Origin of the sequence: Brevundimonas sp., assembly GCF_032017145.1 — a bacterium.
GTDB lineage: Bacteria > Pseudomonadota > Alphaproteobacteria > Caulobacterales > Caulobacteraceae > Brevundimonas.
In genome coordinates, this window is record NZ_DALZQC010000044.1 from 1 (window position 1) to 24,409 (window position 24,409).

Sequence of the window (24,409 nt, forward strand, 5' to 3'; positions counted from 1 at the left end):
GCCTCGGCGCCCTTCGAGGTCCGTCCCCTCTGGCCCGGCGCCGCGCCGGGCGGCGAGGCGGTGACGGTTCAGGAACAGGTCGTCCTGCGTAATCTCAACGGCGATCCCAACGACACGGCCTTCGTCCATGTGCGCGATCCCTGGATCATGCTGCGTCGCCCGGCCCGCTCCAATGGCGCGGCCATCCTGATGATCCCCGGCGGCGGCTATCAGCGTGTCGCCGTCAGCAAGGCGGGGGGCGCCATCGACGCGCGTTTAGCCGAGATGGGCTACACCGTCTTCGTCATGGATTACCGCCTGCCCGGCGACGGCTGGGCCGCCGGTCCCGCCGTCGCGTTGCAGGACGCCCAGCGCGCCATCCGCACCGTGCGCTCGCGCGCCGCGGAACTGGGCTTCGCCCCGAACCGCGTCGCGGTCGCCGGCTTCTCGGCCGGGGGCCATGTGGCGGGCATGCTGGCGACACGGTTCGCCCAGGACGCCTACGCCCCCGTTGACGCCATCGACCGCCTGCCGACCCGGCCCGACTTCGCCGGACTGATGTTCCCGGTCGTCACCCTGACCCAGCCCTACGCCCACGGCCCCTCCGCCCGCGCCCTGGTCGGCGCCGCCCCCACGGACGCCGCCCGCGACGCCTGGTCCATCGAACGCCATGTGCCCGCCGACATGCCGCCGACCTTCATCGCCTCTGCGGCCGATGATCGCGTCGTGCCGGTCGAAAACAGTCTGATGCTGTGGCAGGCCCTGCGCGCCCAGAACCTGCCCGCCGAACTGCATGTGTTCGAAAAAGGCGGCCACGGCCTGACCGATTCCGGCCAGTCAGGACCGCCCGCGTGGGAAGCCCTGTTCGACGCCTTCCTGCAACGCGACCGCACGCCGGCGACGCGTTAGCGGTCGAAACCCATCAATCCAGGCTAGGCGCGTATGACGACCCTAACTTCGGCGCCCGGTCGGCGATCTGTCATTTAAAGAAGGAAATGGTGGACGCGACAGGGATTGAACCTGTGACCCCCTCGATGTCAACGAACTGCGCTCTCATTGAAAATCAAACGACGCTTGGGCGGGAACCCCATTGCGTTTGCGGCAGGTGGGGCTTCATGCTGACCTTTCTTACTCGTTTCTGGCTAGTTTTTGGTTAGCGCCGGCGAGAGTATCGCCAGCGAGCATGCTATGAGACGGCCACAATTTTTAAGGCGAACAAAGCACCTTGATGGAAGGGTTGGTGCCTCGCCCACAGTCGCATATTTACGCCGAGAATTTCCGCCCCTTCCAGTTGGATTACCGACGTGCGTTGGTTGCGCATATGCGCAACAGATCTCCCTCACCCGCCTGCTCGGTCGCCGACGCAACAAGCCAGACATTAGCAGCAACGGGAGAACCAGAAATGGTCCACGCTGACGTGACCCCCGTTTCTCATCCAGCCATAACGAGAGTCCTTTGGTGATCTGAACTGGGGTTTGTGGGGTTGGCAAGAGGCCGGTCAGCGCAGCCTTCAACCCGCGCAGCGGACCGGCCGATCTTTCCGCTGAGGGCCTCTGCGTAAGCCTGCGGCGTCAGCCACCCGAGCTTCGAGTGCGGACGCCGCTCGTTGTAATCGCGCCGCCAGGCCTCCAGCACCGCGCGGGCGTGCGGCAAGGACCGGAACAGCGTCTCGTTCAGCAGTTCGTCGCGCAGCCGGCCATTGAAGCTCTCGTTGAAGCCGTTCTGCTGGGGCTTGCCCGGCGCGATGTAATGCCAGCCCACGCCGGCGTCGTCGGCCCAGGCCAGGATGGCGTTGGACGTATATTCCGTGCCGTTGTCGCTGATGATCGTCTCGGGACGCCCGCGTCGCAGGATGATGGCGTCCAGTTCGCGCGCCACCCGCCGGCCCGACAGCGAGGTGTCGGCAACAAGGCCGAGGCATTCTCGCGTGCAGTTGTCGATCACCGTCAGGATGCGGAAGCGCCGCCCGTCGGTCATCTGATCGGACACGAAGTCCAGCGACCAGCGCTGGTTCGCGACCAGAGGGATCTCCAGCGGCCGCCTTGTGCCCATCGCGCGTTTTCGCCCGCCGCGCCGGCGCACCGTCAGCTTCTCCTCGCGGTAGATCCGCTGGACCCGCTTCTTGTTAACCGCATGCCCCTCGCGCCGCAGCATCACGTGCAGACGCCGATAGCCGAACCGTCGCCGCTCCAGGGCCAGAGCCTTCAGCCGAGCCCGCAGGGCGCCGTCGTCCGATCGGGTCGCCCGATAGCGCACGCTCGTCCGATCAACGCCCAGCACCCGGCAGGCCCGCCGTTCGCTCATTGCGTAGGCCGACTGCAAGTGCGCCGCCGCCTCCCTATGCGCAGCGGGCGTCACCACTTTTTTCCCAGCAAATCCTTCAGCGCGACGTTGTCCAGCATCGCGTCCGCCAGCATCCGCTTCAGCTTGGCGTTCTCGTCTTCCAGCGCCTTCAGACGCCGGGCCTCCGACACGTCCATGCCGCCATACTTGGCTTTCCACTTGTAGAAGGTCGGTGAGCTCAGCCCGTGCTTCCTGCAAAGGTCCGCCACCGGAACGCCGGCCTCCTGCTCGCGCAGGATGCCGATGATCTGCTCTTCCGTGAACCGTGATCGCTTCATTCTGTCCGTCCTTTCGAGGGGCGGACTCTAGCTATTCCTGGAGGAGTTTCAGGGGGTCACGTCAACGCCAGACGATGAGCAGAAGCGGGAGTGCTCAAGGCGCCAGATTTAGAGGGCCTGATCGCGCTCGTGTGCTCTCACCACCGCGGCTGAGTTAGCTGAAGACAGTCCTTACCGATCACGACCGAGAAGATTCTGGACTGATTAACCGAAGTCAGCATCCACCGTGCCGGGTCAATTGCCGGCCTCAGCCATTCTCGGTTCCTGGTCTGGCTTATAGGTGGGCTTTGCTGGCGGAACGATGTAACTCAGCGTCACGATCCCCGCGGCGATCAGTCCAACACGCCAATTCCAGAATGCCAAGCCGAATGCCGCCCAATAGGCAGCGGCAGTTAGGCCATATTTGATGGTAAGACTGCCAAGATAAGCCTCGGTCAGCCTTCGATCGGGAAGACCTCTCGCGGTGGCGTATACCCAACGAAGAAACCACCAAGTCGCCGGTGTCGCTGCTACGCCCAGATACCATAGGGCGGCGGTGGTGCTCTCCGCATCTCCGCCGAGGTGTTCGACCAACGGTCGCGCAGGAAACGGAGTGATGCTGACGGCAGCCAGAAAGCCGATGCTCAGCAGATTGTAGCCGTGGTCGGTCTTCTCCAGCAGCTTGCCACTGAAATGGCTGTACGCCCAGTAGAGGCCGATCAGGACCACGCTGAGAACGTAGGCGCCGTACTCCGGCGCCAGCTTCAGATACGCCGCTGCGAGGTCGCCCTCCTCCGGTTTCGGCGCGTGCAACTCGACCACAGGAAGGGTGAACGCGATCGCAAGTACCGCGTCCATGAACGCCTCAAGGCGATCCGATTTGCGTTCGGTTCCTTCGAGAGAGAAGATCGCCATCTGCCGCTACAGCATTTCGAGCGGGCGTCGGTCCGCTGGGCGGGGAAATGCCGCGTCGAGTGTCGCAATGTCGGCGTCTGAGAGGACGATATCCGCGGCCGCGCGGTTCTCCCGCACGTGTGCGATCGAACTCGCTTTCGGGATGGCGATGAGGCCATCGTGCCGCAACGTCCAGGAGAGTGCCACTTGGGCAGGGGTTGCACCGACCTCGGCTGCGATCTTTTCGAGAGCGGGATGGCTTGAGAGTCGTCCCTGCTCGACGGGACTATACGCCATCGCTGGCACTTTATGCTCGGCGAGCCACGGCAACAGGTCCAACTCAGGGCCTCGACGGACGAGATTGTAGAGGATCTGATCGGTCACGCAGCCATCTCCGCCCGCAGCGACAAGCTCGTCCATATCGTCGGTATCGAGGTTGCTGACACCCCAATGCCGAATCTTCCCTGCCGATTTCAGCGCCTTCATTGCCTCCACCGTCTCAGCGAGCGGCACCGATCCCCGCCAGTGGAGCAGATAGAGGTCGAGCCGATCAGTGCCGAGCCGCTTCAGGCTCGCCTCGCACGCACCGGTAAGGCGGGAGCGCGATGCGTTCTGTGGATACGCCTTGCTGACGAGGAACAACTCGTCGCGACGGTCGCCGAGCGCTTCGCAGATCAGCACTTCCGCCGCACCGTCGCCGTACATTTCCGCTGTATCGACGAGCGTCATACCCAGCTCGACACCGGCGCGCAGCGCGGCGATTTCATCGGATCGCCGCTCGGCACGCTCACCCATCTTCCAGGTGCCTTGACCCATTGAAGGAACCACTTCCCCGCCGGGCAATGTCACGTGTTTCATGTGCTTCCGTCCTATGAGATGAGTTCGACTGCTCGGTCGCGGGAGGCGGATTGGCAGATGACCACCATGTAACGATCATATCGCGGCCGGCCATCGATCGAGTGCCATTTTGGCGATGGAGAGCAGTTCGTTGATCGTAGCGCCGTCGCGCGCCTGAACGGACATGCCTTCCATGACCGTATTGATGAATTTGCCTAGCACGGCCGGATCGGTGTTGGCCGCAAGCTCGCCCCGCGCGGCGCCGCGTTGCAGACGCTCGATCAGGAGGGCCTCCGCCGCGATACGCTTGTCGCGCAGCAGGCATTCGATGGCGGCGGACGCCGGCGAAACGGCTGCCGCTGCCGAATACATGAAGCAGCCGGCCGGCGTTCCAGGTTCCGAGAATGATGACGCCGCTCGTTCCAGCAGGCCTTTGACGGCCTCGTGGGTGGACAACGCCGGATCGTTGATGGGTGCATAGAGGTGGACGCTGAACGTCGCGGCGTAGCGCTCGATTACCGCCGCAAACAGCCCCGCCTTGTTGTCAAACGCTGCATAGAGACTGGCGGCGGCGACGCCAGTCTCCGCAACCAAATCGGCCATCGATGTCGCCTCGTAGCCGCGCTGCCAGAACAGCCGCACCGCCTTGTCGAGCGCAGCGTCAGTGTCGAACACACGAGGGCGACCTACGGGGCGACGGGCTTTCGTCTCAGTCATCGCTGACGCACTATATGGAACGATCGATAAACAATATCTTGAAACTGGTGATCCACCCCCTTAATGAACGATCGTTCAATAATCAAGGAGTCTCCAATGAGCCGCATCGTCCGTATTCACGAATATGGCGACGCCAGCGTCCTCAAGATTGAAGATGTGGCGGTCCCCGCGCCCGCGGCCGACGAAGTGCAGATCGCGGTGAAGGCGATAGGCATAAACCGCGCCGAGGTGATGTTCCGCAACCATGCCTACCTTCAGGAAGCCGAGTTCCCGAGCCGCCTTGGCTATGAGGCTGCCGGCACTGTCGCTGCGGTCGGTGCGGACGTTACCGGGTTTGCGGAAGGCGAAGCCGTCAGCGTCATTCCCCCACTCGATATCGCGCGCTGGGGCACTTATGGCGAGGTCGCAAACGTGCCCGCCCGCCTCGTCGTCAAGCATCCTGCGGCGCTGTCGTTCGAGGAAGCGGCGGCCGTATGGATGCAGTATGTCACCGCCTGGGGTGCGCTGGTGGAGCAGGCGAAACTCGGCGAGGGCGATTTCGTCATCGTCACTGCTGCCTCCAGCAGCGTCGGCCTTGCTGCCTTCCAGATTGCGCGGATGGTCGGCGCGACGGTAATCGCGACGACGCGTACCGGCGCCAAGCGCCAAGCCCTGATCGATGCCGGTGCCCATCATGTCGTCGCGACCGGGGAAGAGGATCTGGTAGCGAGGGTGATGGAGATAACCGATGGTCAGGGTGCGCGCGTGGTGCTCGATCCCGTCGGAGGCCCGTCGTTCGAGCCGCTGACCGAGAGCATGGCACGCGGCGGCATCCTGCTCGAATATGGCGCGCTCAGCGGCGAACCGACGCCGTTCCCGTTGTTCTCCGTGCTGGGCAAGAGCCTCACGCTCAAGGGGTATCTCTACAGCGAGATTGTCTCGGACGATGCCGCCCTCGATCGCGCCAAGGCGTTCATCGTGGCGGGTCTGGAATCGGGCTCGCTCAAGCCGCGGATCGCGCGCACTTTCCCGCTCGACGCCATCCAGGACGCTCACCGCTTCCTCGAATCGAACGACCAGATCGGCAAGGTCGTCGTTACGGTCTGACCGGCATACCGGGGGAGTGAGCGATCGCTCCCCCTTCCCCCGACAGAGAATCGGACCCTCGGAGCCCATGCCAAAGCTGCTCGTGGCGAAGGCTTGAGAGCATGACCGCAACCTCGCCCGATCAGAAAAACGCCCAGCTCTGTGCAGGATTGAAACTCCCCCCCTGTATAGTATGCTGGAGCGATTTCTCGGGAAAACGCGATGCCACATTCATCAGAGGACAAGAAGCGAGCCATCACACGCTTGCGGCGCATCAAGGGTCAGGCGGACGCTCTGGAACGCGCGATCGAAGCGGGGGCCGATTGCGCTCCCCTACTGCAGCAAATTGTCGCCATGCGCGGTGCGACAAATGGACTGATGGCAGAAGTGATGCAGAGCCATCTCAGGGAAACATTCGGTGCGGGCGCGGATCGGGCCGTCGGAGGCGCAGGTGGCGAGCACGATGACGGCGTGGAGGGCGTAATGAAGATTCTGCGTACTTATCTCAAATGACGATTTCAGGCTCATTTTCCTGCCCGTGTCCTCCCGCACTCAGAAGCCAGCCCCTGCTGCCTTCTCTGGTTTGAGATCCTCTTCAGGACACCTCTTGTATACTGCTGGGGAGTATGATAAACATACTCCCTGCCAGTATGAGAATGTCGAGGAATTTGCGCTGACGCAACAGCCTCGCGCCAGCAATCAGTTTAGTCCAACGAGGGTATCCCAACATGAAATCTCGCGCCGCTGTAGCCTTCGAGGCGGGCAAGCCACTCGAAATCGTCGAGATCGATGTCGCCCCACCCCGGAAAGGCGAAGTCCTCATACGGGTGACGCACACCGGTGTGTGCCACACCGACGCGTACACGCTGGCGGGGAGTGATCCGGAGGGTGTTTTCCCGGTGGTTCTGGGTCACGAGGGCGCGGGCATCGTTGTCGAGGTCGGCGAAGGCGTCACCAGCGTCGTGCCGGGCGATCACGTGATTCCGCTCTACACTGCCGAGTGCGGCAAGTGCGACTTCTGCCTGTCGGGCAAGACCAACCTGTGCGTCGCTGTCCGCGAAACGCAGGGCAAGGGCTTGATGCCCGATGGGACCACCCGCTTTTCGTACAATGGTCAGCCTCTCTATCATTACATGGGCTGTTCAACCTTCAGTGAATATACTGTCGTCGCCGAAGTCTCGCTCGCCAAGATCAATCCCGAGGCAAACCCCGAACATGTCTGCCTGCTCGGCTGCGGCGTCACGACCGGCATCGGCGCAGTCCACAATACCGCCAAAGTCCAGCCCGGAGACTCGGTTGCCGTGTTCGGCCTCGGCGGCATCGGCCTCGCGGCGATTCAGGGTGCGCGCCAGGCGAAGGCGGGTCGCATCATCGCCATCGACACCAATCCGTCCAAGTTCGAGCTGGCGCGCCAGTTCGGCGCGACCGAGTGCATCAACCCCAAGGACCATGACAAGCCCATCCAGCAAGTGCTGATCGAGATGACGGGCTGGGGCATCGATCATACCTTCGAGTGCATCGGCAACGTCCACGTCATGCGCGCCGCGCTTGAATCAGCGCACCGTGGCTGGGGTCAGTCGATCGTGATTGGCGTTGCCGGCGCGGGCGAGGAAATCTCCACCCGCCCATTCCAGCTCGTCACGGGCCGCGTATGGAAGGGGTCCGCTTTCGGTGGCGTCAAGGGACGGACTGAGCTCCCCGGCATGGTCGAGGACGCGATGAGAGGCGATATCGATCTGGCCCCGTTCGTAACCCACACGATGGGTTTGGAGGAGATCAACGAGGCCTTCGAACTGATGCATCAAGGCAAGTCGATCCGCTCGGTCATTCACTACTGACCCATCGATCCGAAGCGGTGCGAAGCGCTCGAATCGACAACTCTCCCGTCATCATGGCCCCCCGCCCATGATGACGGGCGCTCTGGCAAATGGGCAACGCGTCGCGATGCGGTAACAGGGGCCGAAGTGCGGTCGTTACACGCCGATAGCGGCACTGGCCAGGTCCGCCTGGCCTAGGCGCTTACCAGCGGAGTGTGTGTGGTCTCGTCGCGCGACCCAACGGGAAAAATGGTTTTCTCGTAACCTTTGTCTGATGCTGGAAAAATATTTCAAAGGCGCCGAACATCGGGCCAGCTTAGCCGTTGGATGTATTGGGTCGGAAATGCATTCATCTGCCACCCGACTGTGATGAACCACGGGCCGCACGGGCGTATAGGGCAGGAAGACTAAATTGAAGAGCAAGGATATTCACGCGACGACGCCGGCCACCGATCATGGGCATACGGGGCCGCCCGCTTGCGTGCAGGTTCGCGGCGCGCGCCAGAATAACCTCAAAAATATTGACGTCGATGTACCTCGCGACGCCTTCGTTGTGTTCACCGGCATATCGGGCTCGGGCAAGTCATCGCTGGCGTTCGGCACGCTCTACGCCGAAGCGCAGCGGCGTTATCTGGAATCGGTTGCGCCCTATGCCCGTCGCCTGATCGACCAGGCCGGCGTACCGGAGGTCGACGCGATCGACGGTTTGCCGCCTGCGGTCGCATTGCAGCAGCAGCGCGGCTCGGTCAACGCGCGATCCTCGGTCGGCAGCGTGACGACACTCTCCAGCTTGGTGCGGATGCTCTATTCGCGCGTCGGCGAATATCCGCGCCATCAGCCGATGCTCTATGCGGAAGATTTCTCCCCCAACACGGTCGCGGGGGCCTGCCCGACCTGTCACGGCATCGGGCGCGTCTATGACGCGACCGAAGAAACGATGGTGCCCGACGACACGCTGACGATCCGGGAACGCGCAGTCGCCGCCTGGCCGGCGGCATGGCATGGCCAGAACCTGCGCGATATCCTCGTGTCACTCGGCTATGACGTCGATACGCCGTGGCGCGACCTGCCGAAAAAGGATCGCGACTGGATCCTCTTCACTGAAGAGGCGCCGACGGTGCCGGTCTATGCGGGCCTGACGCCCGAACAGACCCGGACGGCGCTCAAGCGCCGCATGGAGCCGAGCTACCAGGGCACCTTCACCGGCGCGCGACGCTATGTGCTGGAAACCTTCGCCAACACGAAAAGCGCGCTGATGAAGAAGCGCGTTTCGCAATATATCATCGGCCGCGATTGCCCGACCTGCGACGGCAAGCGCCTGAAGCGCGAAGCCCTGTCGGTCAAATTCGCCGGCCTCGACATTGCCGAGTTCGGCGACCTGACGGTGCTCAAGCTGAAGGACTTGCTGATGCCCGTCGCGCATGGCGCGTATGGGGCGGTCTCAGCCCCCTCAAAGGGCCATGTTCTGGAAAAAGCGGCCCGCGATGCAGCGGTCGAACAACGGGTTGCGGCGGGCGGCTCTGCGCATAAGAGCGCGCCCGACGTACGCCGCACGCCCAATCTCTCCGACGAGAAGCGGGTCGCCGCCCAACGCCTTGCCTGCGAATTGATCGAGCGGCTAGAGCCGCTGATCGATCTTGGCCTTGGCTACATTTCGCTCGACCGCAGCACGCCGACGCTCTCCTCCGGAGAGCTGCAGCGCTTGCGGCTTGCCACGCAATTGTCGTCACAGCTTTTCGGCGTGGTCTATGTGCTTGACGAGCCTTCGGCAGGGTTGCACCCGGCAGATGGCGAAGCCTTGCTCACCATCCTCGAGCGTCTCAAGGCGGCGGGCAACTCCCTGTTCGTCGTCGAACATGATCTCGACGTGATCCGCCGCGCGGAATGGCTCGTCGATGTCGGGCCAGGAGCCGGGGAAAAGGGCGGTGAAGTCCTCTACAGCGGGCCGATAGAGGGGCTTGCCGACGTCGAGAATTCGATCACCCGCCGCTACCTGTTCGCAGAGCCGTTCCGCAGTGAGCGCACACCGCGCGATCCCAAGGCATGGCTACGCCTGGAAGGGATCAGGCGGAACAATCTCCATGGTCTCGACGTCGAGTTTCCCATCGGCTGCTTCACCGCTGTCACCGGCGTTTCGGGATCGGGCAAATCCAGTCTTGTCAGTCAGGCGCTGCTCGAGCTCGTCACGGAACACCTCGGCGGGTCCCCCGTGGCTGAGGAGGAGGATATCGATCCGCTGCTCGATCTTGCGCAGAACGACACTGAAGGACGCATTGTCGCAGGCATGGAGCATGTTCGCAGGCTGGTGCGGGTCGATCAGAAACCGATCGGCCGCACGCCGCGCTCGAACCTATCCACCTACAGCGGCATGTTCGACCATGTGCGACGGATCTTCGCTGATACGCCGCTCGCCCGCCGGCGGCACTACAGCCCGGGAAGGTTCTCGTTCAACGTCGCGCAAGGCCGCTGCCCTGTGTGCGAAGGCGAAGGATACGTCATGGTGGAGCTGCTGTTCCTGCCGAGCGTTTTTGCCCCGTGTTCGACCTGTCATGGCTCTCGCTACAACCCGCAAACGCTCGAAGTCGAATGGAATGGGCGCAATATCGCCCAGGTGCTCGAACTGACGGTCGACGATGCGTGCGATTTCTTCGCTGGCGAGGCATCTGTGATGCGCTCCCTCGACGTGTTGCGGGAGATCGGTCTTGGCTATCTGAGGCTCGGTCAGCCGGCGACCGAGCTGTCTGGCGGGGAGGCGCAGCGCATCAAGTTGGCGACTGAACTGCAACGCGCTCAACGCGGCAACACGATCTACATCCTCGACGAGCCAACTTCGGGGCTTCACCCCTCCGATGGCGACCGGCTAATGCAACACCTGCAGGGCCTCGTCGACGCCGGCAATACGGTCGTCGTCGTCGAACATGACATGCGCGCCATCACACAGGCGGACTGGATCATCGACCTGGGACCGGGGGCCGGAGAAGATGGGGGCCGTATCGTTGCCAGCGGTGTCCCTGGCGTCGTTGCGGAAGCGGAAGGCAGTGTCACCGCCCCCTATCTTAAAGCGGCGCTGTAGGTCGTGAACCTAGTCGGTATCCAGGTCGCAAGAACAGCAGAGCTAGTGTGGTGGCGGTCGGTCGGCTGGGACCGCCCGGTAACGGTCGGGAGGCCACGAGGGGACCGAACCTGGAGTCGACTATGTGAAAGAACCCGGACGCTACAATGGGTCAAGCCTAGAAGCCTATCAGAGCCGCCGAGGAGTTCACCGCGGTTGACGCGACTTAACGTTTGACTGCGCGTCCGGCGCGCCGTGTTCGTCTGATACGCGGCGTAGCGGATGACCATCATCAGCGGCCATCCGCTACGCCTGTCTCGCGTGGACCTTCTTCCGTGAGCGGGCCTCAAATGGTTTGCCGAGGCCGCCCCGTCTTTACTTGCCGGCTGCGAGCCCAGCGCTCACGCCTGCCGCGACTTCCTCTATGAGTTTGGCACAGAAGGCGGGTAAATCATCGGGGTCGCGGCTTGTGACAAGGCCGTTGTCGACTACGACTTCGTCATTGACCCATGTACCGCCGGCGTTCTCGATATCGACCTTCAGCGTTGGGTAGGACGTCAAGGAACGCCCCTTAAGCACGTCAGCCTCAATCAATGTCCAAGGTGCATGGCATATAGCCGCAACCGGTTTTTTTGATCGAAGAAAGCCCGGATGAAACCAATTGCCTCGCCGCTGCCGCGAAGCTTGTCAGCACCGACAGTCCCTCCGGGCACAACAAGCCCGTCGAAATCGTCGGCTTTGACCTCGGCAAACGTCTTGTCGATAGTATAGCTGCCGCCCTCGTCAAGGTCGCTATTGACTGTGCGAGCCACGCCCGTTTCAAAACTGACCACCGTCACTTTTCCACCAGCGTCCTCGACAGCTTGCTTGGGCTTCGAGAATTCTGGTTCTTCCGTCCCGCGCGGTGCGATCAGAATGGCAACTGATTTGCCTTCTAAAGTCATAAGTTATTTCCTGTTCCGTCGAGGACTAAGGTCAGGCGCCCGGCTTGAGCACGACCTTGGTCCAACCAGCATCGCGCTCGTCGAAGTGCTTGTAGGCGTCTGGCGCCTGATCAAGCGGCAGTCGGTGCGAGATGATTTGGGCAGGATTGGCTCGGTCTTGCTCGATAAGCTTCATCAGTCGCCGGTTGTAGTGCTTCACATTGCACTGGCCGGTGCCGATCTTCTGGCCCTTGAACCAGAAGTTGCCGAAGTCGAACGCCATCTTGCCTTCCTTCTGCAGATCGTCGGGCGCGTTCGGGTCTTCCGGAATGAACACGCCGACGACGCCGATGCCTCCGGTGGCCTTCGTGCTTTTGACGAGGCAGTTCATCGTGTAGTTGCTGCGCTCCTTGCCGTGGCGATCGCAACACTGATACCCAACCGCCTCGACCCCCCGATCAGTCCCGAGGCCGCCCGTTGCGTCAAGGATCTGCTGGGCGGGGTCGCCCTTGCGCATGTCGATCGGAATAGCGCCCATCGCCTCGGCCAGTTTTAGGCGGTCATCGTGAGAATCGACCACGAAGATCTGAGAGGCGCCGCGGATTTCGGCTGAGTGCGCGGCCATTAAACCGACCGGACCGGCGCCGTAGATCGCGATGCTTTCGCCAGGTAGGAAACCTGACAGTTCGACGCCATGCCAACCCGTCGGGAAGATGTCGGAGAGCATGACATAGTCATCCTCCTTCTCCTCAGCGTCCTCAGGCAGTTTCAGACAATTGAAGTCCGCATACGGAACGCGCATCAACTCGGCCTGACCACCTTGCCACGGACCCATCTCGGCAAAGCCATACGCTGCGCCGGCGGTTCCAGGGTTGGTCGTGAGGCAGAAACCTGTCAAACCGCGTTCGCAATTTTCGCAGAAACCGCAACCGACGTTGAACGGCATACACACGCGATCGCCCTTCTTGATGCGATCTACGGCAGAGCCGACTTCGATGACCTCGCCAAGGTTTTCGTGTCCGAAGACCTTGCCCTTCTCGAAGCTGGTACGGCCCTCATACATGTGAAGGTCCGACCCGCAGATATTGGTCGTGGTCAGCCGGATGATAACATCGGTCTGCTTTTCGATCTTGGGATCATCGATGTTATTGACAGAAACATCTTTGGGCCCGTTGTACACGACAGCTTTCACGGATCTTTTCCTTTCGCAGCTCTTCTCAACGCGTCATCAAATCGAGAGCTTGGTGATGATCCGGTCCATCGCAACGGCGGAGGACATCGCACCCTTCGAAGTGATCTCAGTTTACTGAACCTTCTGCTACCTGGGAGGTTCCGTCCCGTAGGGCCGTCCTGGGATTGATTCACCGCAGCTTTCTGAATGACCGCGCCAGAACGGCGGAATAAAGCGCCAAGCGGAGACGACCAGCGCCGCGCGGGAGGCGCGCCTGGCGCACGAGTCCGCCGCCGTCGACTGAACGGCGTCGACTGAACCGCCGTAGACTGAGCAGGCGGCACCGCGCTCCAAGGTTCAGCCGCGCGCCAACGCCTGCGCCGCAGCCTCGACCACCCTCTGGTCCTGCTTGCCGGTGCCGCCCGACACGCCCACCGCGCCGATCACCGTCTCGCCCTCCTTGATCGGCACGCCCCCGGCGAAGATCATCACCTTGCCGTCGTTAGAGGCATGGATGCCGTAGAAGTCGGCGCCCGGCTGGGCGAGCTTCGCCAGCGCCATAGTCTCGACGTCGAACGCGCGCGCCGTCCACGCCTTACCGATCGCGATGTCGACGCTGCCGCGCCACGCATCGTCCATCCGCGCGAACGCTAGAAGGCAGCCACCCGCGTCCACCACCGCGATGTTCATCGGGTTGCCGATCCGCTCGGCCTCCGCGATCCCCGCATCGATGATCGTTCCCGCGTCGTTCAGGTCGAGCGTTTGGGTAGTGCGCATGGTGTGTCTCCGTGGTCAGTTCGTGGAACACCGCTCAACGCACGCCGCCGCGCCAGGGATTCCCTCCAACCCGGGCGGTGAGAGCGACGCGGGTGCCGATCGCTTGGCTATTTCGCGGCCAGCAGGGTGAACTTGTGAATCTGCGGCGGTTCAGAGAACAGTTCTTCTGCCTTCTCCATCAGTGCGGCGGCAACCTTGCCGTCAAGATGGGCCTGCCGATCCTCCTCTGTGTCGAACGTATCGAAGATCGCGTACGCACCGGGACCTTCCTCGATCGCATACCAGGTCAGAGTTCCCGCCTCGGTTTGAACGAGCGGCAATGCCGAGGTCAGGAAATCGGCGACATCACGCTCTTTTCCGGGCTTGGCCTTCAGCGGTACATACAGGGCAAGTTTGGGCATAAATGACTCCTCAAGTGAAACGGACACATTAATCGGCAAAGTAACGGACAAGCGGGTCGATACGTTCCCCGTGAGGCGGAGCACACGCGGCCCCGCCTCCTCGTCGAAATCAGAACTGCTGTGCGGTCGGACGGATGACAATTGCGTTGACGTCGACGTCATCAGGTTGTTCGACAGCGAACGCGATAGCACGCGCCACCGATGCCGCCGGAATGGCCTGCTTGTAATGGCCTGCTTGTAGAAGTCCAACACCGTCTCGGCAGCCGTGCCAGAGGTCGTGAACTTCAAATCGCTTTCGACAGCTCCTGGCTCGATTGACGTGACCCGGACCTTATCCCCCACCTCGTGGCGCAGGCCCTCGCTGATCGCGCTGACGGCGAACTTGGTGCCGGAGTAGACCGTGCCGCCCGGTGCGAAGACCTTGATGCCCGCAACCGAGCTCAGGTTGATGATGTGACCGCTGCCCTGCTCGAGAAAGCCGGGAAGGGCCGCCGCGATGCCGTAGAGCGTACCCTTCAGATTGACGTCGATCATCTGGTCCCACTCGTCGGTGTTGACCTCGGCCATCGGACGGATCGGCATCAGCCCGGCGTTGTTGATCAGCACGTCGAGGCGGCCAAAGTCGGCAATGACTGCGGCGACGACGGACTGGACCGCCGATTTGTCGGTTACGTCCAGCGCGTAGCTACATGCCGTGCCGCCAACTACGGCGATGTCCGCGACGACCTCGTCGAGCCTATCCTTGTGCCGCGCGGCGATGGCCACCTGGGCGCTGCGTTGCGCGAGAAGACGCGCGGTTTCCGCGCCGATGCCGGTGCTGCCGCCCGTAATGAGAACGACCTTGCCTTCGATACCCTTGGTCCTGACTGTATTCCTTTAAGTCAGTCGTTGATTTTCGTCGGATCGCGGCCCCGCGCCAGCCATAGGCGCTTAGATGAATGGGGCCCAAGAGCCCGCGAAGCGCAGGTGCCAACAAGCCGGTCATTCGCAGCACATCTGTGTCGAACACCTTTACAAGCCGTGCCGTACCCACCCGCTGTTATGGCGAGAACGAGGCACCCGTTTCAAAGCCCCGTTCGAAGTTGCGTTCGAAGATGTCGCGAAGATCCTCGAAGGGCGTCAGGGCGTGGCGTAGTGGGCAATGCATCGCGGATGTGGATGCGGCTGAGGCGCCGCCCTCGTCAGACTTGATCGCAAAGCTTGTTCACGCGGGGATCTACGTGTTCGGCGCGCCGTTCCAGGACCCGTAACCGGCGACTCTTTCCTCGCCACGGGGAGCCGGCGTCTGGTTACCCCTAATCGAACAAGCGTCGGCGTCAGTCCGCCTGAGCCGTTATCGTTTTCGCAATGCTGGAAATGTCGGGCGATAGCGGCAGCAGGCCGCACTCGCCAGCACGCCCTCGTCCTTCAAAAGAATTCGTCCCCGCACGGTGCGTAGGGCGCCGGCGGCGCGAAGGCTCTGACAAGCCTGATTGATGCTGGATCGGCGCAGGCTCAGCAACTCGCCGATATTGGCTTGAGACAAGGCGATCTCGGATCGACCACTGGCGCGGTGAACATCCAGAAGAAAGCTTGCAACGCGAGCGACCGCGCCATGGGCCATGGCGCACCGCAGACGCGTCTCCATCGACTTTAGTCGCTCCGCTCCGCCGGCAAGTAGTAATCGAAAGCCTTCTTCGCCCGCTTCGGAACAGAATGCCGACACGGGCGCCTGATACAGCGACCCGTCCGTCAGCCACAGACCTTGGCTTCCGCCGCCGATGTCGATCAGGTCGCCCGCCGCTGCCACGCCGCAATAGGTTCCCCGATTCCCGCTATCGAGAAGAAGGCATCCCTCCAATACAACGGCGATCTCACCCTCCGGGCGATAGACATCACCCGACCTTACGGAGCGGATCTGGCCAAGCCGCAGAGCTCGGCTTCGACTGTCGAAGGACAGCTCGCCGAACGCCCGCCAGAGCGACAGGATTTCCTCGCGTGGCTCAACAATAGGCGAGGCCTCGCCGGACGGTGTCGAAGGTTCGAGCATGAGTATATCCTGCGACTGTCCGGCGGCGGCGCATTTACATGGGTTAATCCAGGACGTCGTCCTCGACCAGCTCTGTTGTCGTACCCGCGCCAGGCCCCGCGCCCAGATCCGCTCCGGTCACAGGATTGGCGTCTGGATCGGACGCCGTTCGGGCGCAAAGGCCTGGACGGCAGCGGCGTCCAGCTCGCCCAACGAAACGCTCGCGGATCCGTCGCCCCGTCCACGGCGCCCTGCTGTTCACGGTCGTCGATGAACTCCCACTGCGCTCCTTCATTCCAGGGACCGCGGACATCGCCCTCCCCTTAGGACATGTCGTAGTATTTGTCAGCGAAGGCAGGCAGGCCGACCAGCTTGTCTGCCGGGAAGTTCGGCTCCATGGCGTAGAGCGCCTTCTCGAAAGACTTCTGATGCGCCACTTCGCGCGTCATCAGGAAGTTCAACGCGTCCTTCACGCCGGGATCGTCCGTGCAGTTGATCAGGCGTTCATAGACGATCTTGGCTCGGGACACGGCGGCGATGTTGGAGCGTAGGTCGCAGGCGGGATCGCCGATCGAGTCGATGTAGGCGGCAGTCCACGGGACACCGGCGGAATTGATCAGGGCAGGCGCGCCGCCATAGAGAATGGAGGTCGTATGGCTTTCACCGCCGCTGTTCAGCGAGGCGTACAGATCCGCCTCTTGCATCGCGGCTTCAGCCATTTGGCCTTTCACGCCTCGGTTCAGCATGGACACGATCGAGCCGATGACCTCGAGGTGGCTCAACTCTTCCGAGGTGACGTCGAGCAGCAAGTCTCTGCGGCCCGGATCTTCATCCGCCAAAGCCTGGGTGAAGTGGCGCATGGCGGCGGCGAGCTCGCCTTGCGGCCCTCCGAATCGCTCAAGCATCAGAGTGGCGAGACCCGGGTTGGCTTAGGACACCCGAACCGTATACATCAGTCGCTTATTGTGCATGAACATGGTTGACTCCCACGAGTTGGAGCCTGGCAAACCGAAACAGTCTTGAGACTGTTCCCAAGGTCTCTTTTCCGACCTTTAGTAGTTCACCAGGTCCGAAGCCACGGGCTGTGCCCGCTATTGGACAGTCGGAACAGACGCCCATGGGAGGGTATTCAACCTTCTTTCACGGGAGGTTTGATGTCCCTCATCGACAAATCGCTCGCCGCCGTCACCCCGCAGCCTGACGACGAGACGCGCAAGGCGGTGACGGAAAAGGCCCGCGCCGCCTCACAGGCGGGAGATTGGCTTTCGCTAGTGCTCGATCACCACGACGCTATCCGCGCGGCCTTCGCCAGCGGCCGAACCGCCAAGACCGCCGTCGAAAGAAACGCCGCTCGCGATGCGCTCGCGGTCGTGCTCAACGGCCATGCGCTGGCCGAGGAGCTGGTCCTCTATCCCGCCCTCGGTCAGGCCGGCGAAAAGATGCACGCGGCCCACGCCTATCTCGAGCAGACGACGACGAAGGCTCAGATGGCGGAGCTTGAAAACATCGCGCCCTCAAAGCCCGCCTGGCTGGAAAAATGGGCCCACATCGAAGGCGCCGTTCTCACCCATATGTTCGAAGAAGAGAGCGATTGGTTCCTGACCCTGAAGGCCAAGGGTCACCACCAGGTCCGTCTGGCCTCGCGTTACGCCGAAGAGTTCGAACGCTACGCTGGCGCGCCCCAGTCTCGAGCCGCCTGATCCCGACCGTTTAACATCAAGGAGGCATCGACGATGTCCGCCCCCCTCTCAACCGACGCCGACGTCCAATCCCCAGCCTTCCATGACGACGATTATGTGGAGGGCGCCTATGACGCCACCAGCGTCCGCGCCGTCATGATCAATCGGCCGCGTCAGGCGCTGTATGAGTATTGGCGCGACTTTCGAAACCTGCCCAGTTTCATGGAGAATGTGAGGTCGGTGGATCTTCTGGACGACCTCCGATCGAGCTGGAGCGTCGCCGGCCCGGCCGGTGCGGAGATCGAGCTTGTCAGCGAGATCACCGAAGATCGTCCCGGCGAGTACATCGCCTGGCGCTCCACAGAAGACAGCGACGTCGATCACCAAGGCTGGATCGAGTTTCGCGACAACGCCTTCGGCCGCGGAACCGAGGTGCGTGTCCTGATCAGCTACGACCCGCCGGCGGGCGCCGTCGGCAAATTGGTCGCCAAGGTGATGCAGCGCGAGCCCCGGGTGCAGGCCCGGCGCGAGCTGCGACGTTTCAAACAGCTGATGGAGACGGGCGAAATCGCGACGTCCAAGGCTCCCGACGCGGCGCCGCGCGCCGACCGTCATTTCTGATCCAGGAAGGAATTCCCATGCGCGCCCTGACTTGGCACGGCAAACACAATGTTCAGGTGGACACGGTCCCCGATCCCCAGATCGTCAATCCCCGCGATGCGATCATCAAGATTACGGCGACCGCCATCTGCGGATCAGACCTGCACCTCTACGATAGCGTGATCCCCGGCATGTCCAATGGCGACATCCTCGGCCATGAGTTCATGGGCGAGGTCGTTGAGATCGGCCGTGGCAACACGAGCCTTCAGGTCGGCCAAAAGGTCGTCGTCCCCTTCGTGATCGCCTGCGGCTCCTGCTTCCATTGCGGCAAGCAGCAGTTCTCGGCCTGCGACAACTCCAATCCCGCCGACAAGTCCGACGCATCCGAGATCGCCTACGGTTACCCGGCTGCCGGGCTGTTCGGCTATTCGCATCTGACCGGCGGCTATGCGGGCGGCCAGGCGGAATATGTCCGCGTCCCCTATTCCGACGTCGGCCCGATCGTGGTGCCGGACGGGATTGAGGATGAGCGGGTCCTGTTCCTGTCGGACATCTTCCCCACGGGTTGGATGGCGGCCGAAAACGCGGAGATCGAGCCCGGCGACACGGTGGCGATCTGGGGCTGCGGGCCCGTCGGTCTGTTCGCCATCAAGAGCGCCAGATTGATGGGCGCCGGCCGCATCATCGCCATCGATCATCATCCACGCCGACTGGAGCTCGCCAAGGCGAATGGCGCGGAAGTCCTCAACTATCATGAGGTCAAGGTTCGCGAAGCCCTGATGGAGATGACCGCCGGCATCGGGCCGGATGCCTGCATCGACGCCGTCGGCATGGAGGCACATGGCTTTTCGCCCGACAACATCATCGATGCGGTGAAGCAAGAAACGAAGCTGGGAACGGATCGCCAACATGTCCTGCGCGAGACGATCATGGCGTGTCGCAAGGGAGGACGCGTTTCAATCCCCGGCGTGTATGGCGGGATTGGCGACAAGCTGCCGATCGGCGCCCTCATGCAGAAGGGTCTGACGATCAAGACCGGCCAGACCCATGTGCAGAAATACCTGCCGCAGCTCCTTGAGCTGGTCATGGACGGCAAGATCGACACGACGGATCTGATCAGCCATCGCCTGCCGCTTGAGCAGGCGCCAGAGGCTTACAAGAACTTCCACGACAATCCGAACGAATGGACGAAGGTGGTGCTGAAGCCGCACGGCTGATCGACGGCCTTCGTTTGAGCCCTACCGCCATGACACGATGGACAGCCAGACATCCGATCGCACCATAGCGAAGTCCGTGATTGTTTTCAGGCGATCTGGCAGGAACACGACAGGTTCGGCGAGCTTTTGGGTAGGCCATGACGCTGAACCCGCTGCTCGCCGACCGCTCCAGATCCGGTTTCGGCCCACTCGCTACATCAGACGCTGACGGGAGCGCCGGCTGTGGGCAATACTGAGCAGGTCGTAACGGTTCTCGGCGATTCCCTGACCGGCCGGCTACGGCCTCAAGCCGGTTGAGAGCTTGCCGCGACAACTGGCGGCGCGACTGGCGACCCACACGCCCCCGGTTCGCATCATCGGCGCAGGCGTGTCCGGCGACACGACAACGGACGGTCTGAGACGGCTCGATCGGGACGTGCCGGCCCAGACGGATCTTTGCGTCGTCGCCCTGGTTCGGCGCCTACGCCTGGGCGTTCGACGCAGTCTACCCCGAGGTCGCTCGAACGGCGAACGCGCCCCTGATGCCGTTCCTGATGGACGGTGTCGCGCTGCACCCAGCCTATGTCTTACCGGACCGGATCCATCCCAACGCCGCCGGCGTGGGGAGGATGGCCGACGCCCTCGCCTCCCATGTGCGCGCTGCTTTGGCGGCCTTGCGGACGCCGTGACGGGATGCGGCTCGTCACCTTCAACATCAACGGCGTCAATCGTCGCCTGCCCAACCTCCTCGGCTGGCTGGAACAGGTCCAGCCGGACGTGGTCTGCCTGCAGGAACTGAAGGCGGCCGACACGCAGTTCCCAGCCGCCGAGCTCGAGGCGGCCGGCTATAGCGCGGTCTGGGTCGGCGAACCGCGCTGGAACGGCGTCGCCATCCTGAGCCGGATCGGCGCGCCGGTCGTGACCCGACGCCGGCTGCCCGGCGCCGCCGACGACCGACAGGCCCGTTATATTGAGGCGGCAGTCAATGGCGTGTTGATCGGCTGCCTCTATTGGCCCAACGGCAATCCCAGGCCCGGGCCCAAGTTCGACTACAAGCTTGCCTGGGCCGACCGGCTGATCGCCCATGCGGGGACCCTCTACGCCACTGCAGCGCCGGTCGTGCTCGCCGGCGACTACAATGTCGTCCCGACCAACGCCGACATCTACAACACCAGTTCGTGGAAGGCCGACGCCCTGCTTCAGCCCGAGAGCCGCGCGGCCTTCAAGCGCCTGCTGGACCAGGGCTGGACCGACGCCCTGCGCGAGCGTTTCCCGCACGATCCGCCGCCCTGGACCTTCTGGTCCTATTTCCGCGAGGCCTGGTGCCGCGACGCCGGTCTGCGGATCGACCATGTGCTGCTCAACGGTCTCGCGGCCGAACGGCTGACCGACGCCGGCGTCGATCGCGCGGTGCGCGGCGCCGAGGGCGCGAGCGACCACGCGCCGGTCTGGATCGAGCTTGCCTGACCCAGCCGATCCGGACCGCTGGACGTCAGTCGACCCAACAATCGTCAAGCCGTCAGGGTCCGGAAGGTCATGGAATAGCGCAAGGCTGTCATAGGTGTGATAGAATGCTCCCAAGCAGCGCGCGCCTCTCCTGACAGGCGATAGACCGAGCCGCTCGCCAGCGCCGCATTTCGACGCAGGAAGCCCGCCCCCTGGCGACGGCGCAGCCGCATCACGCAGGGCGCAAGTAAGGACACGCCCAGGATTTCCCCATAGACGGCGCGGTCGCGATGCCAGCCGATGCCGGCGCCCGGCGCATATTCATTGACCAGAACCTGCACAAAGGCCGCGCCGTTCAGATCGAGGCGGCCCGCCAAGCGCGCCATTAAGGTCGAGAGAAACGCCGGCCAACCCGCGCCATCACCCCCGCGGTCGAAGGCGGCGATCCGGCGATGACCCAGGTAGCCCAGATGTTCATAGGGTTTGAACGCCAGAGTCTGGAGCGCGGCGACAAGCGCGGCCTGTTCAGGCGCCGACAGGACGCCGGCCCAATAGTCAAAGCCCGCCACCACGGGCGTGCGCGCGGGTGCATCGTCGAACAGGTCGATTTGCGATAGTTCGGTCACGCCAGGACCAGTTGGTTCGCCGCGGCGCCGGTCGTCTCCAGATTGGACAGGCTTACCCCGACCAGGCGCACGCCCCGGCTTGGCGGGTAGAGGGACCGGACCAGCACCCGACTGACCTCGTGCAGGGCTTGGCGGGAGGCCACAGGCTCGGACAGGGACCGGCTTCGCGTCGATTGCTGGAAGTCCGCCCATTTGACCTTGACGGTGACCGTCCGTCCCCGGCTGCCGGTCTTCTCGCACCAGGCCCAGACATCGTCGGCCATGGCCATTACCCCGGCCTCGATCGCGTCCGGATCGGTCAGGTCGGAGGCGAAGGTGGTTTCCGACCCGCTCGATTTGCGAGTCCGGTCCGGATTGACCGCCCGGTCGTCCTGCCCGCGCGCGATGGCGTAATACCAGAGCCCGGACTTGCCGAAATGGTGCTGGAGAAAGGCTAGGGACTGGCGGCGCAGACCCGCGCCGGTGCGGATTCCTAGCCCTTCCATCTTGGCGGCGGTCACCGGCCCCACGCCGTGGAACCGCCGGACCGGCAAGTCTTCCACGAAGGCCTCGCCGCGCCCGGGCGCCACGACGAACTGGCCGTTCGGCTTGTTCTGGTCCGACGCCAGCTTGGCCAGAAACTTGTTGTAGGAAACGCCCGCCGAGGCGGTCAGGCCGGTCTCTTCAAGGATCCGCCGCCGGATTTCCTGCGCCGTCGCCGAGGCGGTCCCCAGGCCTCGCCGATCGGCCGTCACATCGAGATAGGCCTCGTCTAGAGACAGAGGTTCGATCAGATTGGTGTAGTCCGAAAAGATCGCATGGATCTGCGCCGAGACCGCGCGATAGACCTCGAAGCGCGGCGGGACGAAGACGAGATCCGGACATTTCCGCTGGGCGGTTGTCGAGGGCATGGCCGAACGCACGCCGAACCGCCGCGCCTCGTAGCTGGCGGCGGCGACCACGCCGCGCGCCGCCGCATGACCGACCGCAACGGGCCGACCGCGCAAGGCGGGATCATCCCTCTGCTCGACCGAGGCGAAGAAGGCGTCCATGTCCACATGGACGATCTTGCGGGTGGCGACGCCGGACATGCAGCGTGCATATCAAGACGAGAACGAAAAGAAAACATTTGTCCAAGGCGGCGCTTGCCAACGGGTGCGCCCGGGTACTGTCCGGAAGACCAAACCCCTGCTCAATCCTGATGTCCTACGTCGAGCTTCAAGCCACTTCGCACTTGCTGCCGCCGAAGCCCACGACCAGAAGCGATCCGGGCCTGAAACCGATGACGCCCGGACGGGAAGTGGTCGAAGACTACAGCCACATCGGCCTGACATTGCGCGACCATCCGCTGAGCTTCCTGCGCGGCGATCTGCAAGCCCGGCACGTCATGACCTGCGTTGATGGGACGGCCCTGCGCGACGGCCGCCTGACACGTGTGGCGGGCCTCGTGCTGGTCCGTCAGAAGCCCGGCAAGGGAGGCATGTTCATCACCATTGAAGACGAGACCGGCGTGGCCAATCTGGTCATCTGGCCCAGCCTCGATGAGCGTGAGGGCGACGTCGTCCACATCGTCGCGACCAAACTTCACGACGCATCGGGTTTGCTCGCTTCGGTCGGCGACCGTGGCGAGGCCTTCCCCCTGCCCGATGGACGGGGCGACGAATTCCATCGTGGGGCTTCGCCGGATGCGCGTGATGCGCCCTCTCGCGCGATCATGGTCCGGGACATCTACATCCCCGATCTTCACCTCGATGCGATCAGACTAAAAACGCGGAATTTTCGCTAGCGAAGGGCCGACCCTCCATCGCCCGCGCCAGACTGACGATGCGCCGTACGGCACAGGTTCAGCCGCCTAATATATCGAGAGTATCAACCTTGGCCGTCGGAACGAACGCCGGCGGTGGTCCCTTTTGATGGCTCACCCTGAAAGGAAAACCCATGTTCAAAGCCGCCCTCGCCGTCTCGTTGACCGCCGTCTTGCTGACCGCCTGCGGAAACAACGAGCGGAGCGATGCGCCTGTCGAAGGCCCGGCCGTTTCCTCCGCCGAAGCGCCGATGAACCCGGCCGTCGACACCCAGGAGACGTCTGACAAGACGGCCCTGACGCCCGGCGCAAACTCCTTCACAGAAGGTCAGGCGAAAGCAGCGATCGAGAAACAAGGCTATGTCATCTCCGGCCCCCTGATGCAGGACGACCAGGGCATATGGAAGGGCCAGGCCACCCGTTCGGGCGGCGAACCCGTCACCGTTTCGGTCGATTACAAGGGCGTCGTGTCGCCCCAATAATCACAGCCTGATTTCCACCTCACTCAAACAATCCAAAGGACCCCATCATGGCCACCGTCACCCGGCTGTTCGACAGCCACACAGAAGCCCTGGACGCCGTCTCGAAACTCGAGTCCTCCGGCGTTCACCACGACAAGATCAGCATTGTGTCAAACAACGCCGACAACTGGCATTCCGTATCCCGCGATCACAAGGCCGGCCCTCTAGGCGATCGTAATGGCGACGGCGAAAACGATGTCGCCGATGGCGCCGGCAAGGGCGCGACCACCGGCGGTCTGCTCGGCGCCGGCGCGGGCGTCCTTGCGGGCCTCGGCATGCTCGCCATTCCGGGCCTCGGCCCGGTCGTCGCCGCGGGT

General features: G+C 63.1%; 23 protein-coding genes and 3 pseudogenes. 13 read left to right on the forward strand and 13 right to left on the reverse strand.

Annotated features, from left to right (window positions below):
* Positions 1-888, forward strand: an 888-nt coding sequence (locus RTU05_RS09170; protein ID WP_312597628.1) for an alpha/beta hydrolase, incomplete at its 5' end; no start/stop codon positions are given.
* 522 nt (positions 889-1,410) lie between these two features.
* Here RTU05_RS09170 and RTU05_RS09175 read toward each other — a convergent pair.
* The 4 genes from RTU05_RS09175 to RTU05_RS09190 form a co-directional block, all read right to left on the reverse strand.
* Positions 1,411-2,600, reverse strand: a protein-coding gene (locus RTU05_RS09175; RefSeq protein ID WP_312597630.1) for an IS3 family transposase whose coding sequence is annotated in 2 segments (ribosomal slippage) — positions 1,411-2,342 and positions 2,342-2,600 — 1,191 coding nt in all. Because the reading frame shifts where the segments join, the coding sequence is not laid out codon by codon here.
* A gap of 234 nt (positions 2,601-2,834) precedes the next feature.
* Entirely contained in the window at positions 2,835-3,494 is a 660-nt protein-coding gene (locus RTU05_RS09180) for a TMEM175 family protein (protein WP_184279023.1), read from the reverse strand.
* Positions 3,495-3,500: 6 nt separating this feature from the next.
* Positions 3,501-4,331, reverse strand: coding sequence for an aldo/keto reductase (locus RTU05_RS09185; protein ID WP_205678495.1), 831 nt, complete (start codon positions 4,329-4,331; stop codon positions 3,501-3,503).
* 75 nt (positions 4,332-4,406) lie between these two features.
* Positions 4,407-4,985: a TetR/AcrR family transcriptional regulator gene (locus RTU05_RS09190; protein ID WP_240612092.1), complete on the reverse strand. Its 579-nt coding sequence runs from the start codon at positions 4,983-4,985 to the stop codon at positions 4,407-4,409.
* Positions 4,986-5,123: 138 nt separating this feature from the next.
* Between RTU05_RS09190 and RTU05_RS09195 the strand changes: the two genes are divergently transcribed.
* The 4 genes from RTU05_RS09195 to RTU05_RS09210 all read left to right on the forward strand — a co-directional run bounded on the left by RTU05_RS09195 (position 5,124) and on the right by RTU05_RS09210 (position 10,982).
* A complete protein-coding gene (locus tag RTU05_RS09195; RefSeq protein ID WP_184279025.1) occupies positions 5,124-6,113 on the forward strand; it encodes a zinc-dependent alcohol dehydrogenase family protein in 990 nt (329 codons plus the stop codon).
* Positions 6,114-6,314: 201 nt separating this feature from the next.
* The gene (locus tag RTU05_RS09200; protein WP_184279026.1) at positions 6,315-6,605 is read left to right on the forward strand and encodes a metal/formaldehyde-sensitive transcriptional repressor; all 291 of its coding nucleotides are present in this window, start codon (positions 6,315-6,317) and stop codon (positions 6,603-6,605) included.
* Between the two features lie 215 nt (positions 6,606-6,820).
* Positions 6,821-7,930 carry an S-(hydroxymethyl)glutathione dehydrogenase/class III alcohol dehydrogenase gene (locus RTU05_RS09205; RefSeq protein WP_088582808.1) on the forward strand — a complete coding sequence of 370 codons (1,110 nt, stop codon included), beginning with the start codon at positions 6,821-6,823 and terminating at the stop codon, positions 7,928-7,930.
* Between the two features lie 460 nt (positions 7,931-8,390).
* Positions 8,391-10,982 carry an excinuclease ABC subunit UvrA gene (locus RTU05_RS09210; protein WP_184279152.1) on the forward strand — a complete coding sequence of 864 codons (2,592 nt, stop codon included), beginning with the start codon at positions 8,391-8,393 and terminating at the stop codon, positions 10,980-10,982.
* A gap of 354 nt (positions 10,983-11,336) precedes the next feature.
* Here RTU05_RS09210 and RTU05_RS18310 read toward each other — a convergent pair.
* From RTU05_RS18310 to RTU05_RS09250, 7 genes and pseudogenes are all read right to left on the reverse strand, one after another.
* A pseudogene (locus RTU05_RS18310) lies at positions 11,337-11,905 on the reverse strand (type 1 glutamine amidotransferase domain-containing protein).
* 31 nt (positions 11,906-11,936) lie between these two features.
* Positions 11,937-13,076: a glutathione-independent formaldehyde dehydrogenase gene (locus RTU05_RS09225; protein ID WP_184279028.1), complete on the reverse strand. Its 1,140-nt coding sequence runs from the start codon at positions 13,074-13,076 to the stop codon at positions 11,937-11,939.
* 336 nt (positions 13,077-13,412) lie between these two features.
* The gene (locus tag RTU05_RS09230) at positions 13,413-13,832 is read right to left on the reverse strand and encodes a heme-binding protein (RefSeq protein WP_184279029.1); all 420 of its coding nucleotides are present in this window, start codon (positions 13,830-13,832) and stop codon (positions 13,413-13,415) included.
* Positions 13,833-13,939: 107 nt separating this feature from the next.
* Positions 13,940-14,233, reverse strand: coding sequence for an antibiotic biosynthesis monooxygenase (locus RTU05_RS09235; RefSeq protein WP_312597643.1), 294 nt, complete (start codon positions 14,231-14,233; stop codon positions 13,940-13,942).
* A gap of 330 nt (positions 14,234-14,563) precedes the next feature.
* A pseudogene (locus RTU05_RS09240) lies at positions 14,564-15,085 on the reverse strand (SDR family oxidoreductase); the annotation flags it as partial.
* A 481-nt stretch (positions 15,086-15,566) separates the two neighbouring features.
* Complete coding sequence (locus tag RTU05_RS09245) at positions 15,567-16,262, reverse strand: helix-turn-helix domain-containing protein (RefSeq protein WP_312597645.1); 696 nt, start codon at positions 16,260-16,262, stop codon at positions 15,567-15,569.
* A gap of 302 nt (positions 16,263-16,564) precedes the next feature.
* Positions 16,565-17,146: a manganese catalase family protein gene (locus RTU05_RS09250; protein WP_260394652.1), complete on the reverse strand. Its 582-nt coding sequence runs from the start codon at positions 17,144-17,146 to the stop codon at positions 16,565-16,567.
* A gap of 249 nt (positions 17,147-17,395) precedes the next feature.
* Between RTU05_RS09250 and RTU05_RS09255 the strand changes: the two genes are divergently transcribed.
* The 5 genes from RTU05_RS09255 to RTU05_RS09275 all read left to right on the forward strand — a co-directional run bounded on the left by RTU05_RS09255 (position 17,396) and on the right by RTU05_RS09275 (position 21,183).
* Positions 17,396-17,941 carry a hemerythrin domain-containing protein gene (locus RTU05_RS09255; protein ID WP_184279032.1) on the forward strand — a complete coding sequence of 182 codons (546 nt, stop codon included), beginning with the start codon at positions 17,396-17,398 and terminating at the stop codon, positions 17,939-17,941.
* 33 nt (positions 17,942-17,974) lie between these two features.
* The gene (locus tag RTU05_RS09260; RefSeq protein WP_184279033.1) at positions 17,975-18,541 is read left to right on the forward strand and encodes an SRPBCC family protein; all 567 of its coding nucleotides are present in this window, start codon (positions 17,975-17,977) and stop codon (positions 18,539-18,541) included.
* Between the two features lie 17 nt (positions 18,542-18,558).
* Positions 18,559-19,737: a zinc-dependent alcohol dehydrogenase gene (locus RTU05_RS09265; RefSeq protein ID WP_137722467.1), complete on the forward strand. Its 1,179-nt coding sequence runs from the start codon at positions 18,559-18,561 to the stop codon at positions 19,735-19,737.
* A 521-nt stretch (positions 19,738-20,258) separates the two neighbouring features.
* A complete protein-coding gene (locus RTU05_RS09270) occupies positions 20,259-20,405 on the forward strand; it encodes a hypothetical protein (RefSeq protein WP_184279035.1) in 147 nt (48 codons plus the stop codon).
* 4 nt (positions 20,406-20,409) lie between these two features.
* The gene (locus RTU05_RS09275) at positions 20,410-21,183 is read left to right on the forward strand and encodes an exodeoxyribonuclease III (protein WP_312597652.1); all 774 of its coding nucleotides are present in this window, start codon (positions 20,410-20,412) and stop codon (positions 21,181-21,183) included.
* A gap of 44 nt (positions 21,184-21,227) precedes the next feature.
* Here the strand turns inward: RTU05_RS09275 and RTU05_RS09280 are convergent, their stop codons facing one another.
* Both RTU05_RS09280 and dinB read right to left on the reverse strand, forming a co-directional pair.
* Entirely contained in the window at positions 21,228-21,788 is a 561-nt protein-coding gene (locus tag RTU05_RS09280) for an alpha-ketoglutarate-dependent dioxygenase AlkB (protein WP_311770048.1), read from the reverse strand.
* Positions 21,785-22,858 carry a DNA polymerase IV gene (dinB, locus tag RTU05_RS09285; protein WP_312597655.1) on the reverse strand — a complete coding sequence of 358 codons (1,074 nt, stop codon included), beginning with the start codon at positions 22,856-22,858 and terminating at the stop codon, positions 21,785-21,787. Before dinB ends, RTU05_RS09280 begins: the two co-directional genes overlap by 4 nt.
* Before the next feature lie 110 nt (positions 22,859-22,968).
* On the opposite strand from dinB, the gene RTU05_RS09290 reads away from it, so the two are divergent.
* From RTU05_RS09290 to RTU05_RS09300, 3 genes and pseudogenes are all read left to right on the forward strand, one after another.
* Positions 22,969-23,553 carry a hypothetical protein gene (locus RTU05_RS09290; RefSeq protein ID WP_312597657.1) on the forward strand — a complete coding sequence of 195 codons (585 nt, stop codon included), beginning with the start codon at positions 22,969-22,971 and terminating at the stop codon, positions 23,551-23,553.
* Between the two features lie 152 nt (positions 23,554-23,705).
* Entirely contained in the window at positions 23,706-24,053 is a 348-nt protein-coding gene (locus tag RTU05_RS09295; RefSeq protein ID WP_184279038.1) for a hypothetical protein, read from the forward strand.
* 47 nt (positions 24,054-24,100) lie between these two features.
* Positions 24,101-24,409: pseudogene (locus RTU05_RS09300) on the forward strand (general stress protein); the annotation flags it as partial.